This is a genomic window from Proteus sp. PR00208 (genome assembly GCF_016238545.1).
In the GTDB taxonomy this organism is placed as follows: Bacteria; Pseudomonadota; Gammaproteobacteria; order Enterobacterales; family Enterobacteriaceae; genus Proteus.
Genome location: NZ_JAEHQE010000022.1, coordinates 12,477 through 27,688, shown reverse-complemented (window position 1 = coordinate 27,688; position 15,212 = coordinate 12,477). Strand labels below are relative to the sequence as shown.

Genomic DNA, 15,212 nt, shown 5'->3' with positions numbered 1-15,212 from the left:
TCCTTATTTTTTATGGCGAATACGAGGATTCACAATGCCATAAAGAACATCAACCAACAGATTGACAAAGATAATCATCGTTGCAATTAAAAGCACACCACCTTGAACAACTGGGTAATCGCGTCGCTGTAAGGCATCAATCAACCAGCGTCCTAATCCCGGCCATGAGAAAATAGTTTCTGTTAAAATTGCACCAGCCAGCATTGTTCCAACTTGTAATCCAATAACGGTGACAACAGGCAACATCGCATTGCGTAATGCGTGGATAAGAATGACGCGAGCACGGCTCAAACCTTTTGCTCTAGCAGTACGAATATAATCTTCGCCTAATACTTCAAGCATCGAAGAACGCGTCATACGCACGATAACAGCTAAAGGAATGGTTCCTAATACAATAGCAGGTAAAATGATGTGGTGAACTGCATCTAAGAAATCCCCTTCCTCCCCCCAAATAAAGGTATCAATCAGCATAAATCCAGTGAGTGGGTTGCTGTCATCTAAAAAGACACTATCAGCCAAGCGCCCAGAGACTGGGGTTAGGTCTAATTTTACAGACACTAGCATGATTAACATGATCCCCCACCAGAAAATTGGCATGGAGTAACCCGCTAATGACACACTAATCGCGGTGTGATCAAAAATAGAACCACGTTTTACCGCAGCCAAAACACCAACAGGGATCCCAACTGAAACCGCAAAAATCATGGCGCAAACGCCAAGTTCTAAAGTAGCTTTAAAGCGAGGTAAAAATTCATCCCATACAGGAATGCGGCTTTTTAATGAGATACCTAAATCACCGTGGAGAATACCATTTAGATAATTGAGATATTGTTGCCATAAAGGCTTATCCAGTCCCAATTCAGCCATTAAATAAGCATGTCGTTCTGGAGAAAGTCCACGCTCACCCGCCATAATCATTACCGGATCACCGGGAATAAGATGAACGAAAATAAACGTCAGTAATGTAATTCCGATAAACGTAGGGATCACAAGTCCCAAACGTTGAAGGATAAATTGCAGCATATCCTAATTCTCTTTTCAAACATCAGCTAAAAGATAGCGCTGATAAATCAGGGGAAAGTCCCCTGCGCCCACAGTGTACTGAATGTATTCGTTATTATTGAATAGCGGTGCCTTTCATAAAGAAAGACACCGTACTTAAGACAACCCAACGATTAGGTATTGCTATTATTTAAGAGAGACATTCTCGAAGTGATGTTTACCTAATGGGTCAACCACGTAGTTTTCTACTTTTTTACTCACAGGCTCATAAACAGTCGAGTGAGCAATAATCAGAGCAGGCGCTTGATCATGCATAACAACTTGAGCTTGTTTGTAGAGTTCAACACGTTTTTCGTGATCGGCGGCTACTCGTGCAGGCTGGATCAGATCTTCAAATGGCTTATAGCACCATTTTGAATAGTTCGATCCTTGCTCTTTTGCCGCACAACTAAATAGCGTAGCGAAGAAGTTATCAGGGTCCCCGTTATCACCAGTCCAACCCATCATGACTGCTTGGTGTTCGCCAGATTTAGCGCGCTTGAGATATTCGCCCCACTCGTAACTTACAATTTTGGTTTTAACGCCAATTTTTTCCCAATCCGCTTGTACCATTTCAGCCATACGGCGGGCATTTGGGTTATAAGGACGCTGTACTGGCATTGCCCATAAATCGATAGTAAAACCATCTGCAAGACCAGCTTCTTTTAGCAATGCTTTCGCTTTTTCAGGGTTATATTCGTAATCAACGATGTCATCGTTATAACCCCACATTGTAGGAGGGATGAGGTTTTTCGCCTTCTGACCTGCACCTTGATAAACCGCTTCAATAATGGCGTCTTTATTCACCGCCATACTTAATGCTTGGCGAACTTTTTGGTTATCCAATGGTTTTTTCTCAACGTTAAAAGAGATATAACCCACGTTTAAGCCTGGTTGTTCTAATAGATTGATATCGCTATTTTGTTTCATCTTCGCAATATCAGCAGGATTTGGGAAAGGCATTGCCTGACACTCACCTTTTTGCAGTTTTGCATATCGTACAGAGGCATCAGGTGTGATAGAGAAGACTAAACGGTCAATATCTGGTTTTTTACCCCAATATTGGTCATTGGCTTTATAAAGAATACGAGAATCTTTTTGATATTGCTGTAATTGAAAAGGCCCTGTACCGATAGGATCTAGATCCACTTTCTCAGGTGTACCTGCTTTCATCATATTATCCGCATATTCAGCAGATAATATGGATGCAAAGTCCATTGCCATATCAGCAATAAAAGGTGCTTCTGAACGAGTTAAAACAAAACGAACGGTATGATCATCAACTTTCTCGATTTTCTCGATCATGTTGTTCATATCCATGCCGGAGAAGTATTCATAACTTCCGCCAGAGACTTTATGGTAAGGATGTTTTGGATCCATTTGACGCATAAACGTGTACATCACGTCATCCGCATTAAATTCACGCGTTGGCTTAAAGGTTTTACTACTATGCCAATTCACGCCTTTACGTAAATGAAAGGTATACACTTTGCCATCATCGCTTACATCCCAGCTTTCAGCTAAGCCCGGAATAATTTCTGTTGTACCCAGTTTAAATTCAACTAAACGGTCATAGATAGGTACTGAACTTGCGTCATAGGTTGTTCCAGAGGTAAATAACTGAGGGTTAAATCCTTCAGGCGAACCTTCAGAGCAATACACCAATGTTTTGGCCTGCACACCCGCAGAAACAGCTAATGCGAGCAATCCAATTGTAGCGGTCAAAATTCCTGTCTGTTTTTTGGAGCTTTTCATCATTACTCTCCGAAATTGTTCTGTTGTGTTTTGGTTTCCTGTTTAAAAACGGAATACCTTTTTATTTTGTCATTGTTCAATTAACCAACTGTATTCCCTTACGTCAATAAGGTGTTAGAAGGTAAAAAGAACCTGTTATAAACACAAATGAAACAAATATCGAACAAACTCAGAATAAAAAAATAAGTCTCTGACTAATATCTAGTCAATAAAACCACACATTAAGAAATCCTTAAGTGAAATGACTATTTTAAAAAAAGCCATAATTTGTGATTAACCGCTTAAATATTGAACGAATATTTTGAAATGAAACAAAGAACTTGGTGCTTTATTCTGTTATGGAAGAAAAATAATCACCTTGCTAGACGATCCTGATTTTAGTTTTAATCAGGCAAATAGAGTGAAAAGTATCAATTTTTGGCTCTTAACAAACCACTTAACTAGATAAGCCGATTAGATTTAGTCTGTTATTAATGATTTTCATGCTTTTATAGTGAAAAATTTATGTTCGTTCAACATTCTCAGACGTTCCATCCTCAATAAAAAGAGAGTTGAACGAAAAACTGAGAGGTTTCTTTAGATTATTAATAGGGCTTTTATAAAATCATTTAAGGATAAAACAACTTTATTGAGCTGGATAAATCCAAAGCTATTTCTAGCCAATATTTCTCTTAATTTGGAAAATATTTCCACGGTTCTCTGCTTCTGAGCAGAATGCGTGTTTGGAATGCAAGATAGAGATGAGATAGAAGTGAGATGATCGAGAGAAAACACCATTTATGGCGAAATCAAAAATAAGAGCAAGGTATTTTGGTAAGACTAAAACGACAAAACCCCGCTTTAAAAGCGGGGTTTCTTAATATGGTCGGCGAGAGAGGATTCGAACCTCCGACCCACTGGTCCCAAACCAGTTGCGCTACCAGGCTGCGCTACTCGCCGAAAACGAGGTGCATCTTACTGCCAGAAACCCACTCCGTCAATACTTTTTTAGTATCTCCTGACTGTTCGTATGGTTTTCAACCAAAACGGTTGATTTTTAACTTTTTTATCATAAAAACGAGGTGAGTTTTAGCTTTATTGTAACAAGCTCACCTTTCTTTCCTCGTTTTACTATGGCTTTCTTTACGTTGTCCATAAAACATGAAAAAAAATAACAAATTTATTCTTAATTATTGTCGTCTAATTAGTGTGCTTTTTATATAATTACCTTATGTCAAATAAGGTAGGTAGTTTAGAGAATGAAACAATGTTGGTGGGGTGTCGCACTACTTTTATTGTCAACCACACTTCCAGCTCAAGCATCTACAGCTCATGCTTGCCGAGTGTACTTTAAAGAAGCGGATAAATTTATTCAGTACATTTCTCAAAGAGAAGATCTAAAACATAATATACCGGAGATTAAGGCTAACTTCGAGCAAAGCAAAAAGCAGATAATGACAGCGCCTTTGGCAAACCAAAAAGTAATATGTGACAAGGAAATGCAAGAGCTTAATAGTTTGAATAAGATGTTTGGCCCTAAAGAAGAAACAGTGCTAAATAAATAATTAAATAAACAGATAATGACTAAATATAACTACTTATTTATTATTTAGTCATTAACTTGATATTAATTCTTATTTTCATGACTATTATTCACAGTTGTGCTTTCCAATCTTTTTATGCGCTCTTTAGGTGAATTATCACTTTTATCATCACCCTGAGTATAATAATCATAAGGTAATAATAAAGTATCTAATACGGCACTAAAAGGGAGATCGAGAATAACCAATGGTTTCATTGCCCATCCAGTTTCATCATCTTTTAGCATTGTCATGTTATTTTTTGTCCCTGAATAAAGTTCTTTATTCGGGCCTGCATGAGTCATAACACTTGAGCAACCTGTCAGTAATGTCGTCAAAAATGTGACTAATGTTAAATTTTTACTTGTCATTCTGAATATCATAGGGCACCTATAAAACGAGATCTGTAGTCAACGCTTTTTATCATATAGTTAAACCTGTTTTCTCTTATAGGACAAGAGAAAGATGATATAAAAAAGCTTAATTTTTCAGTCATTAAATAAATAATTCTAGTATAAGAAAGTTTCACTTTATCCAATAAAAAAAAGCATAATAATATTATTAATTATTATGTTTCGATGATATTAAAATTCAACCTTCATTATTTTAAATAAATACTTTCACTCTATATTTATCTTTCTTGTTTTTTTGATCTCTATATATGTTGAATCTGTGCGATAAGACACAGCGACTTTCATCGTTTTTTGCCAAAATAGGTTTATCGTTTTAGCTCAAATTTTCTCATTTTTGTTTTTGGGTACAGGATCTTTTTTATGAGTGATATTGCATTAACAATGGTGATGTTGTCATTAGCAGGCGCTCTAGGTCTTTGGATTGGCAATATCAAAATTTATCGGGTCAGCCTAGGGATAGGTGGTGTTCTTTTCGGTGGAATTATTATTGGCCACTTTGCTCAACACTATAACTTATCTCTTAATGCACAGACCCTTCATTTTATTCAAGAATTTGGGCTTATTCTTTTCGTTTATACTATTGGTATCCAAGTCGGCCCTGGTTTTTTTTCCTCACTACGTGTTTCGGGCTTAAAACTAAACGCCTTTGCCATATTAATTATTCTTCTTGGCTCAATCATAACCGCGTCTATTTATCGTCTATTTGACGTTCCTTTGCCTATTATTTTGGGTATTTTCTCGGGCGCTGTTACCAACACCCCTTCTTTAGGTGCAGGACAACAAATACTGACAGATCTACATGTTGACCCAACATCTGTGGGGCAAATGGGGATGGGCTATGCCATGGCTTATCCTATGGGGATCTGTGGCATTCTGCTAGTAATGTGGCTTATTCGTGTGTTCTTTAAAATCAACATTGATGAAGAAGCAAAAGCTTTTAGCAACCAACAACACAGCACTAAAGATGCACTACATACCATTAATATTGCGATTAAAAACCCCAATTTAGATGGCTTATTAATGCAAGATATTCCTCTGCTCAATGAGGACGCCATCGTCTGCTCCCGTTTAAAGCGTGGAGATAACATTATGGTACCTATGCCATCAACGATTATTCAGTTGGGAGATTTACTGCATATTGTGGGTTCAAAAGAAGATCTCAATAAAGTACGCCTAGTACTTGGTGAAGAGGTCGATGCTTCACTTTCAACATCAACAAATTTACTGCAATCAGTGCGGGTCGTTGTAACGAATGATTCTGTACTCAGTAAGCGTTTAAAAGATCTGGATCTGAAAAGAAAATACGATGTTGTAGTGACTCGATTGAACCGCGCAGGTATCGAACTTATTCCAAGCAATAATAGTATGTTGCAATTCGGGGATATTCTTAATGTCGTTGGACGTCCTGAATCTATTGAAGCTATTACAGTCCTGTTAGGTAACGCTCGTCAGAAATTAGAACAAGTTCAAATGCTCCCTGTCTTTATTGGTATCGGCTTAGGGGTTTTACTTGGCTCTATTCCTATTTTTATTCCCGGCATTCCTGTGGCACTTAAACTGGGATTAGCCGGTGGTCCCCTTGTTGTTGCCTTAATTTTAGGGCGTATTGGTACATTTGGTAAGCTCTATTGGTTTATGCCTCCAAGTGCAAACTTGGCATTGCGAGAACTGGGTATTGTCATGTTTCTTGCGGTGGTAGGGCTAAACTCTGGCGGTGAATTTGTTGAAACGTTAATTAATGGTCAAGGCTTGAGTTGGATTGGCTACGGTATTTTGATTACATTATTACCGTTATTAATTGTTGGTGTGCTCGCCAGAGTCTTCTTTAAGCTTAATTATTTAAGTCTCTGCGGAATGTTAGCAGGCTCAATGACCGATCCCCCTGCATTAGCCTTCGCAAACTCAATTCATAGCTCAAGTGGAGCTGCCGCGCTTTCCTATGCCACAGTTTACCCTTTAGCCATGTTTTTACGCATCATAACACCACAATTGATGGCACTTATCATATGGACTTTGTAGTAAAAATAATAAATATATTAAATAGTTGAGCCAAGTTTGTTATCAAAATCCACATTTAGCTTAGCAGAGGGATAATTAAGGCAATGAATGGCTCTTATTTAAGCCATAGATTTTATAAATATCTGTTTTAATAGTTCTCGTGCTAAGAAATTTAGATTGAGACGGATTGCTAAATTTTTAGTAATCAATTTCTTTCCGTCAAACTTATGCTCAAAAGTCCTCGTTATTGTCTTTGCCCCTTCTTCTCGCTGAAGGGGCATTTTTATTAGATATTCACTGGCTGATAGATATTCTCGATTTCTTCAGCCAGAATTTTTATTCCTTCCTCAATCAATTCAGGCTCAGGTACGTAATTCATTCGCATACATTGATGAGCGTGATCCCATGAATCTTCTAATCCTGGAAAGAAGTAATGTCCCGGCACCATTAATACGCCACGTTTTTTCAAACGACGATAAAGCTCTTCACAAGAAACGGGTAAGTCTTTAAACCAAAGCCATAAAAAGATTGCACCTTCAGGCTTATGAATAAGACAACGTTCTTCAGGTAAATAGCGGCGAATAATATGAATAGTTTCAAGTACTCGTTGATGATAGAAAGGCCCTATCACGTCTTGGGATAACCGCATTAAATCATCGCGTTTTAGCATTTCTAATGCCATTGCAGGCCCAATTCCACCGGGTGCGAGGCTAATAATGCCGTTAACATTTGTAATGGCTGAAATCAGCTCTTCACTGGCAATAATAATGCCACAACGCGCTCCTGGTAAGCCTAACTTAGATAGACTCATGCAAAGGATAGTGTTGTCATTCCAACGAGGTGTTGCTTGAGTAAAAATAATACCTGGAAAAGGAACACCATAAGCATTATCTATAATCAGAGGGATATTGTGCCGTTTAGCTAAAGCCTCTAGCTTTTCAACTTCGTCATCTGTAATAACATTACCCGTTGGGTTTGTTGGTCTCGAAACACAAATAGCCGCAATATCATCACTGATTTCAAGATGAGCAAAATCAACATGATATTTAAATTGCCCATTCGGCAACATTTCTATTGTTGGCTTATTCGCAACAAACAGATCTTCTTCTAATCCAGAATCAGTATAACCAATGTATTCAGGGGCGATTGGGAAAAGAATTTTACGTTTTTTCCCATCCTTGGTTGTGCCACCTAATAAATTAAACAGATAGAAAAAAGCACTTTGGCTGCCATTAGTTAGTGCAATATTTTTCGCCGAAATATTCCAGCCTAGCTTCTCTTTTAAACATGCCGCCAGCGCTTGTAACATGGCATCTTTACCTTGCGGGCCATCATAGTTACAAACCGCATCACTTAATGAGCCATTTTCTGTCATCTCTTTAAGTAATTGACGAAAATAATTATCCATTTCAGGAATATGAGCAGGATTTCCCCCCCCGAGCATCACTGCGCCAGGTGTGCGAATACCTTCATTTAAGTCTTGCATCAAGCGAGCAATGCCTGAATGCTGGGCAAACTTTTGCCCAAATTGTGATAGTTGAGTCATCTTTGCAGGTATCTTCTATGTTGTTTTCTCGTTAAGAAACACCATACCGCGAGCTTTAATCTGCATCAATAGTTATAATCAAAATCATAAAACAACAATATTAATACAGATGAAAATATTGAAATATAAATCCAATTACATCTCAAATTAAAGATAACTCAACTCATATTTTACTTTTTATTGGTGTTTTTATTCTCTTCTTGGCGACAAAAACAAGAGAGAATATGGTCATTTACCATACCAACGGCTTGCATAAAAGCGTAGCAAGTTGTTGTGCCAACAAATTTGAAGCCTTTTTTCTTTAAGGCTTTAGCCATTTTATCTGAGATGTCAGTTGATGCGGGTACCTGAGAAATATCGTTCCACTGATTAATAATGGGTTTATTATCAATAAATTGCCAAATAAACTGACTAAAGTCTTCACCTTGTTCTTCCATTGCCATAAAAATACGTGCGTTATTAATAATGGCGTTAATTTTTCCTTGATGACGAATAATTGCGGGATTTTGTAATAAGGTCTCAACATCCTTATCTGTCATTTTGGCAATTTTTTCAGGCGAAAAATCAAAAAAACAACGACGAAAACCTTCTCTTTTCTTAAGCACGGTATACCAAGATAGCCCTGCTTGTTGACCTTCAAGGCAGATCATTTCAAAAAGCTTGTACTTATCTCGTTCAGGTTTACCCCATTCTTCGTCATGATATGCCAAATATTCAGGATCACTGGTTACCCAATCGCAACGCCGCTTATTCATTTTTTCATTCCTTGTTACCAATAACTTTTAATAGTACCATTTTATATACTGTATAAATATACATGTAAATAGGTGAAAAAAAATTCAATCTAATTCTTTGAGCATAGTCATAAACTCAATTAAGGGATTATTTTTTTGATCGAGGGAAAATTGCCCGCATTCCTTGCTGTATATCTTTCGTCTAGAAGGTATACTGAAACCTTTCTTTTTATTCTATGTATCGCCATGCGGATATAACATGCAAAAGTTTGATACCAAAACCTTTCAAGGTCTTATCCTGACACTGCAGGATTACTGGGCTCGCCAGGGCTGTACCATTGTCCAACCATTAGATATGGAAGTGGGCGCAGGCACATCGCACCCAATGACTTGTTTACGAGCATTAGGTCCAGAGCCTATCGCTGCGGCTTATGTACAGCCTTCTCGTCGTCCAACAGATGGACGTTACGGTGAAAACCCTAACCGCTTACAGCACTATTACCAATTCCAAGTTATCATTAAGCCATCACCTGATAATATTCAGGAACTTTATCTTGGCTCATTAAGAGAATTAGGTTTAGACCCAACAATTCATGATATTCGTTTTGTTGAAGATAACTGGGAAAACCCAACTTTAGGTGCTTGGGGCTTAGGCTGGGAAGTTTGGCTCAACGGCATGGAAGTGACGCAGTTTACCTATTTCCAACAAGTTGGTGGATTAGAGTGCAAACCTGTTACGGGTGAAATCACTTACGGTTTAGAACGTCTTGCCATGTATATTCAAGGTGTTGATAGCGTTTATGACTTAGTTTGGTGTGATGGCCCATTAGGTAAAACCACCTATGGTGATATCTATCATCAAAACGAAGTTGAGCAATCAACCTATAACTTTGAATACGCAGACGTAGACTTCCTGTTCTCTTGCTTTGAGCAATATGAAAAAGAAGCTCGTGAGTTGTTAGAGTTAGAAAAACCTCTGCCTTTACCTGCCTATGAACGTATTTTAAAAGCAGGACACACCTTTAACCTATTGGATGCACGTAAAGCTATCTCTGTGACAGAGCGCCAGCGTTATATTTTACGTATCCGTACTTTAACCAAAGCAGTTGCTGAAGCATATTATGCTTCTCGTGAAGCGCTTGGTTTCCCTATGTGTAAAAAGTAAGAGGCTATCATGACAACTGAGACTTTCCTCGTGGAAATCGGCACAGAAGAATTACCGCCGAAAGCGCTTCGTTCTTTAGCCGAATCTTTTGCTGCTAATTTTACTGCTGAACTGGATAACGCAAATATCACTCATGGTGATGTATCTTGGTTTGCAGCTCCTCGCCGTTTAGCCATTAAAGTGGCCAATATGGCAAAATCACAAGCAGATAGAACCATTGAAAAACGTGGTCCTGCGATTGCTCAAGCATTTGATGCTGATGGTAAACCAACAAAAGCAGCTGAAGGTTGGGCAAGAGGTAATGGCATTACTGTTGATCAAGCAGAGCGCTTATCAACAGATAAAGGCGAATGGTTATTTTATCGTGCAGAAGTAAAAGGTGAAGCAGTTAACCAATTACTGATTGGCATGGTAAGCAATGCGTTATCAAAATTACCAATTCCAAAATTAATGCGCTGGGGCGATAAAGAAACTCACTTTGTACGCCCTGTTCATACTGTCACCTTATTATTAGGTGATACTGTTATTGATGGTGAAATTTTAGGTATCCAAAGCGATCGCGTTATTCGTGGTCACCGCTTTATGGGTGAAGCTGAATTCACTATTGATAATGCGGATCAATATCCTGAAATTCTGTATGAGCGCGGAAAAGTGATTGCTGATTACGAAACGCGTAAATCAATTATTCTTCATGACGCTCGCCTTACGGCTGAAAAACTTGGCGGTATTGCAGATTTAAGCGATAGCTTAGTCGAAGAAGTCACTTCATTGGTCGAATGGCCGGTTGTGTTAACAGCAAAATTTGAGGAAAAATTCCTTGAAGTTCCTGCTGAAGCACTGGTTTATACCATGAAAGGTGACCAAAAATACTTCCCTGTTTATGACAAACAAGGTGGATTATTACCAAACTTTATTTTCGTCACTAATATTGAATCTTCTGATCCACAGCAGATCATTAGCGGTAACGAAAAAGTGGTACGTCCTCGCTTAGCTGATGCCGAGTTCTTCTTTAAAACTGACCGTAAACAACGTTTAGAAGATAACTTACCACGCCTTGAAACCGTATTATTCCAAAAAGATTTAGGCACACTGCGTGATAAAACTGACCGTATTCAAGCATTAGCTGGCTTTATTGCGGGCAAAATGGGTGCTGATGTTAATAAAGCAACCCGTGCAGGTTTACTGTCAAAATGTGACTTAATGACCAATATGGTGTTCGAATTCACAGATACCCAAGGTGTTATGGGTATGCATTATGCGCGTCATGATGGTGAAGCCGAAGAAGTCGCAGTTGCATTGAAAGAACAATATCAGCCTCGTTTCGCGGGTGATGAATTACCTTCTAATCCTGTTGCTAGCGCCCTCGCTATTGCAGAGAAGATGGATACACTTGCGGGTATTTTCGGTATTGGTCAACATCCTAAAGGGGATAAAGACCCATTTGCTCTACGTCGTGCATCACTGGGTGTTTTACGTATTATCGTTGAGCAAGATTTACCGTTAGATATTGAAGAGCTGACTCAAGAAGCGGTTCGCCTTTACGGTGACAAACTGACTAATAAAAATGTGGTCAGTGATGTGGTCGAATTTATGTTAGGTCGTTTCCGTTCTTGGTATCAAGAACTGGGTTACAGCATTGACACTATTCAAGCTGTATTGGCACGTCGTCCAACACAGCCAGCTGACTTCAATGCTCGCGTTAAAGCAGTAACTTATTTCCGCACATTAGAGGAAGCCTCTGCATTAGCAGAAGCCAATAAACGTGTTTCCAATATCTTAGCTAAATCAGCTGATGTAAAACTAAATGACACCGTTTTAGCTTCCGTCTTAAAAGCACCAGAAGAAGTTCAATTAGCGGCTAATCTTTCTGTATTACAAGATAAATTGGCACCTTTATTTGCAGAACGCCAATATCAAGAAGCATTAGTTGAACTGGCCTCATTACGTGATGTGGTCAATAACTTCTTTGATAAAGTCATGGTAATGGATGAAGACGAGGCTGTTCGTATCAACCGTTTAACAATGTTAAGTCAATTGCGTGAACTGTTCTTAAAAGTCGCAGATATTTCTGTTTTACAATAAGTTGTAAAGCTCAGAAAGTGTAAACCGGCATTGTGAAAACAATGCCGGTTTTTTTATCAAATATCATTATTTTTACTTGAGTTATCTTTGAGCGGATGATGAACAAGCTCCATAATTCTTATCGATTCTCTATCAATGATATTCACAATAATATGTAATAAATCATCGATATCTTCCGCATGAAAAGATTCCATTTCAGTTTCTATTTCAATAGGAAAACCATTAATTTTACTAAAACTATAACCAAATAGTATAAATCCAGACTCATCACTTACATTTACTTTATCGATATAAATAAGCCTTTCACTATTAATAAATTTAGGGCAATAATGATGATTATCTTTAAATAATATTTTAATTTTATTATTAGTGATCATTTCTAGTTTTTCGATAACTATGCTTATTTTATTTTCTATTTGTTTTTTTATATCAATGATAGATGATGCCCTATCCAATGAAGCCTTTATCTTTTCAAAAAAATTATTTTCATCGTTCATGTGAAATCCTACAAAATATTGGATAATGATCAAACTTTTTAAAGAAAATATCATCAAGGCAGTGATTGTCATCATTGAGTATCCGATAAAAATCAATCTGCTCGAGATCTAACTTAAAACAATCTTCTTTTCCATATAAAAATGATGAAGAGAAGATCATTTGATCAAAAACATACCATCGACTCATTGAAGCTGAATTATAATAATACGTACCTAAATTATTTGTTTTCTTATCAGACAAAAGATACCAAAATGGATTAAATAATAACTCTCTTTTCTTTTTTATTATGTGGTAATCTCTCGTTGCATATAATGTATTAATCATCGAATCAGAATAAGGCTCTGTATTATAATCTCCCATACAAATAATTTGAGCATCTTTTCCTTGGTTTTCAAATAGCTTATCAATACTATTCCTCAACTCTTGGGCGGCTATACGCCTGATTTTATCATCAGCACTAAGTACTGATGGCCAGTGAGATAAAAAGAATGTGATTATTTTTTGATTTTCAATCTCTTTAAATACAACACTTACACCTACTCTTATTGTTCTATTATCAGGTTGAAGCTTAGTTAAAAATTTACTTGAGATAAACTCTAATTTACTCATCTTATACATTATAGATATATCAATAAATATACGCCCTATTCTTCCTGATAAATCAATGTATTCCATATTTAATTCACAAGCTAATTGTTTAAAATCTAGGTTTTCTTTTTTAGAAATCTCACAAAGTGCAACTATATCCAGTGCTCTTTTTTTTATCATTTTTCCAAGGTATTGTTTTGCTAATCCAATATCTTCTATATTTATTTTCTTACTTGATCTTATTGGTGGAGATAATCCCATATTCCACCAGCATAAATTCAATTCCATTTTATATATCATTCCATTAATAATAAATTACTTTTAAATATTACTAGTTATTATCTCACTAAAGTTTATTAACTTAGCACAATAAATAAAAATAGGAAAAACAATAAAATAAATCAAAACAAATAAATATTTTAATTCATGTTTAAATTATTAGTTTTTTATTAAATACGAAGGTATCTTATTATTTAAGATACCTTCTCAATATATTGTAAAGTTTTACAACCCAGTCTCTACTGTAAATATCTGACGATAACCATCAACATCACGCATAAATGCAATATATTGGTCATTTGGAGAGAATACGACAGCATCACTACTCGGTGCTTGTACTGTTTTTTCTGTTAATCGAGTTAACTCACCCGTTTTCGCATTACATAGCATCACGCTATTATCACAAATAAAAGTGAGATATTGTCCGTTACTATTCCACGTAAAGGCAGACTGAATATCCCATGGTTGTGAGGTGATTTGTTTCACTTCCTTGGTACTTGGCGAAACAGTATATAACTGCACAATACCGTTATCATCTTTCATTAAAAAAGCAATCGCATCGCCTTGCGGCGAGCTTCTTAACCAGTGACGAGGCTGATTTAAAACACCTGCATATTTTCTATTTGCGGTATTTGTTAGGCGAACTTGGTAAATATCTTTAGCCACTGCTGGCATTGTTGTGTCGGTTCCTGCTAGTGGTTTATCACCTTCAATACTAAAAGCATGATTATCATCGGGTAAATCCACTAAGAAAATATCAGAAACTTTATCACCATTTTCACTCACGGTATCGCCGATAAATGCAATAGCCCAACGTTGTTGTGAACCATCCGCTTTTGTATAACCTTGAGTACCAATCCAACACTCTTCATAAGCTTTATTAATTTCGTCGCTTCCCTTTTGTGGATGCGCCACGGTTTGGCTTATCACTGTACAGAAGTATTCACCATCATATTCACGAGGGTGTTTCTTAATGACGTTAACCGCTTTGAGAGGCACGGCGACAGCTACATTACGTTGATCATATTCACTACCAAGTTCGTGCATAATATGATCATTGTAAGTAAAGCTTAAACGAGTGCCATCAGGGCTAAAAACATGAACATGCGTACCGCCACGCAATGCACCCGCTTGATAAGGTGAAGTCAATGAACACGCATCAATATTAAATGCACGATTATTTTCTGACTCATCAACAATCACACCACGACGATGATGGAAGTCATAATGCCATTCATTATCTGGATTTTCTGGCCCATGAATAAAGGCATAACGTACGGGCTCTGTTGGGCTTACTGTCGCAACCCCTGCATGTGCCCCTTGTGTTGCTGTGTAAATGATCTGTTGCTGTTTTGTTTTCGCATGAATTTTTTCTATGGTTAGACCTGTAAAAGATCCCCCATTGGGACGTACATCATAGACTAACCACTGGCTATCTGGCGTCCAAACATTTATATTAGTTAGCTGATGGTGACGGCTATCAAACGTAATCTGGTGTTCCTGAAAAGACATATTTATCCTTATCGGGAAATAAATTTCCACATTATAAAAACT

12 protein-coding genes and 1 tRNA gene are annotated in these 15,212 nt (G+C 37.4%); 4 read left to right on the top strand and 9 right to left on the bottom strand.

The window, feature by feature from the left end; translation table 11 throughout:
- Positions 1-3: 3 nt before the first annotated feature.
- From dppB to JEP36_RS14365, 3 genes are all read right to left on the bottom strand, one after another.
- Complete coding sequence (dppB, locus tag JEP36_RS14375; RefSeq protein ID WP_196534055.1) at positions 4-1,023, bottom strand: dipeptide ABC transporter permease DppB; 1,020 nt, start codon at positions 1,021-1,023, stop codon at positions 4-6.
- A gap of 165 nt (positions 1,024-1,188) precedes the next feature.
- Complete coding sequence (gene dppA, locus JEP36_RS14370) at positions 1,189-2,796, bottom strand: dipeptide ABC transporter periplasmic-binding protein DppA (protein ID WP_100159698.1); 1,608 nt, start codon at positions 2,794-2,796, stop codon at positions 1,189-1,191.
- An 862-nt stretch (positions 2,797-3,658) separates the two neighbouring features.
- A tRNA-Pro gene (locus tag JEP36_RS14365) sits at positions 3,659-3,735 on the bottom strand.
- 299 nt (positions 3,736-4,034) lie between these two features.
- On the opposite strand from JEP36_RS14365, the gene JEP36_RS14360 reads away from it, so the two are divergent.
- The gene (locus JEP36_RS14360) at positions 4,035-4,340 is read left to right on the top strand and encodes a DUF5339 family protein (RefSeq protein WP_198620060.1); all 306 of its coding nucleotides are present in this window, start codon (positions 4,035-4,037) and stop codon (positions 4,338-4,340) included.
- A gap of 62 nt (positions 4,341-4,402) precedes the next feature.
- On the opposite strand, the gene JEP36_RS14355 is transcribed toward JEP36_RS14360, so the two are convergent.
- On the bottom strand, positions 4,403-4,726 hold the full coding sequence (locus tag JEP36_RS14355) for a YceK/YidQ family lipoprotein (protein ID WP_198630380.1): 324 nt from the start codon (positions 4,724-4,726) through the stop codon (positions 4,403-4,405).
- Between the two features lie 402 nt (positions 4,727-5,128).
- Here JEP36_RS14355 and JEP36_RS14350 point away from each other — a divergent pair, with 402 nt between their 5' ends.
- Positions 5,129-6,787: a putative transporter gene (locus JEP36_RS14350; protein ID WP_198620062.1), complete on the top strand. Its 1,659-nt coding sequence runs from the start codon at positions 5,129-5,131 to the stop codon at positions 6,785-6,787.
- Positions 6,788-7,052: 265 nt separating this feature from the next.
- Here JEP36_RS14350 and JEP36_RS14345 read toward each other — a convergent pair whose 3' ends face one another.
- Both JEP36_RS14345 and JEP36_RS14340 read right to left on the bottom strand, forming a co-directional pair.
- The gene (locus JEP36_RS14345) at positions 7,053-8,312 is read right to left on the bottom strand and encodes a valine--pyruvate transaminase (protein ID WP_198630379.1); all 1,260 of its coding nucleotides are present in this window, start codon (positions 8,310-8,312) and stop codon (positions 7,053-7,055) included.
- 170 nt (positions 8,313-8,482) lie between these two features.
- Positions 8,483-9,067: a DNA-3-methyladenine glycosylase I gene (locus tag JEP36_RS14340; protein WP_198620064.1), complete on the bottom strand. Its 585-nt coding sequence runs from the start codon at positions 9,065-9,067 to the stop codon at positions 8,483-8,485.
- A gap of 238 nt (positions 9,068-9,305) precedes the next feature.
- Here JEP36_RS14340 and glyQ point away from each other — a divergent pair, with 238 nt between their 5' ends.
- Entirely contained in the window at positions 9,306-10,211 is a 906-nt protein-coding gene (glyQ, locus tag JEP36_RS14335) for a glycine--tRNA ligase subunit alpha (protein ID WP_004246832.1), read from the top strand.
- A gap of 9 nt (positions 10,212-10,220) precedes the next feature.
- Positions 10,221-12,293, top strand: a complete 2,073-nt coding sequence (glyS, locus tag JEP36_RS14330; RefSeq protein ID WP_198630378.1) for a glycine--tRNA ligase subunit beta — start codon at positions 10,221-10,223, stop codon at positions 12,291-12,293.
- Positions 12,294-12,349: 56 nt separating this feature from the next.
- Here the strand turns inward: glyS and JEP36_RS14325 are convergent, their stop codons facing one another.
- From JEP36_RS14325 to JEP36_RS14315, 3 genes are all read right to left on the bottom strand, one after another.
- A complete protein-coding gene (locus JEP36_RS14325; RefSeq protein ID WP_198620068.1) occupies positions 12,350-12,790 on the bottom strand; it encodes a hypothetical protein in 441 nt (146 codons plus the stop codon).
- Positions 12,780-13,667 (bottom strand): endonuclease/exonuclease/phosphatase family protein, encoded by an 888-nt coding sequence (locus tag JEP36_RS14320; protein WP_198620069.1) that lies wholly within the window; start codon positions 13,665-13,667, stop codon positions 12,780-12,782. Before JEP36_RS14320 ends, JEP36_RS14325 begins: the two co-directional genes overlap by 11 nt.
- A 216-nt stretch (positions 13,668-13,883) precedes the next feature.
- Positions 13,884-15,170 carry a DUF3748 domain-containing protein gene (locus JEP36_RS14315; RefSeq protein WP_198630377.1) on the bottom strand — a complete coding sequence of 429 codons (1,287 nt, stop codon included), beginning with the start codon at positions 15,168-15,170 and terminating at the stop codon, positions 13,884-13,886.
- Positions 15,171-15,212 lie beyond the last annotated feature (42 nt).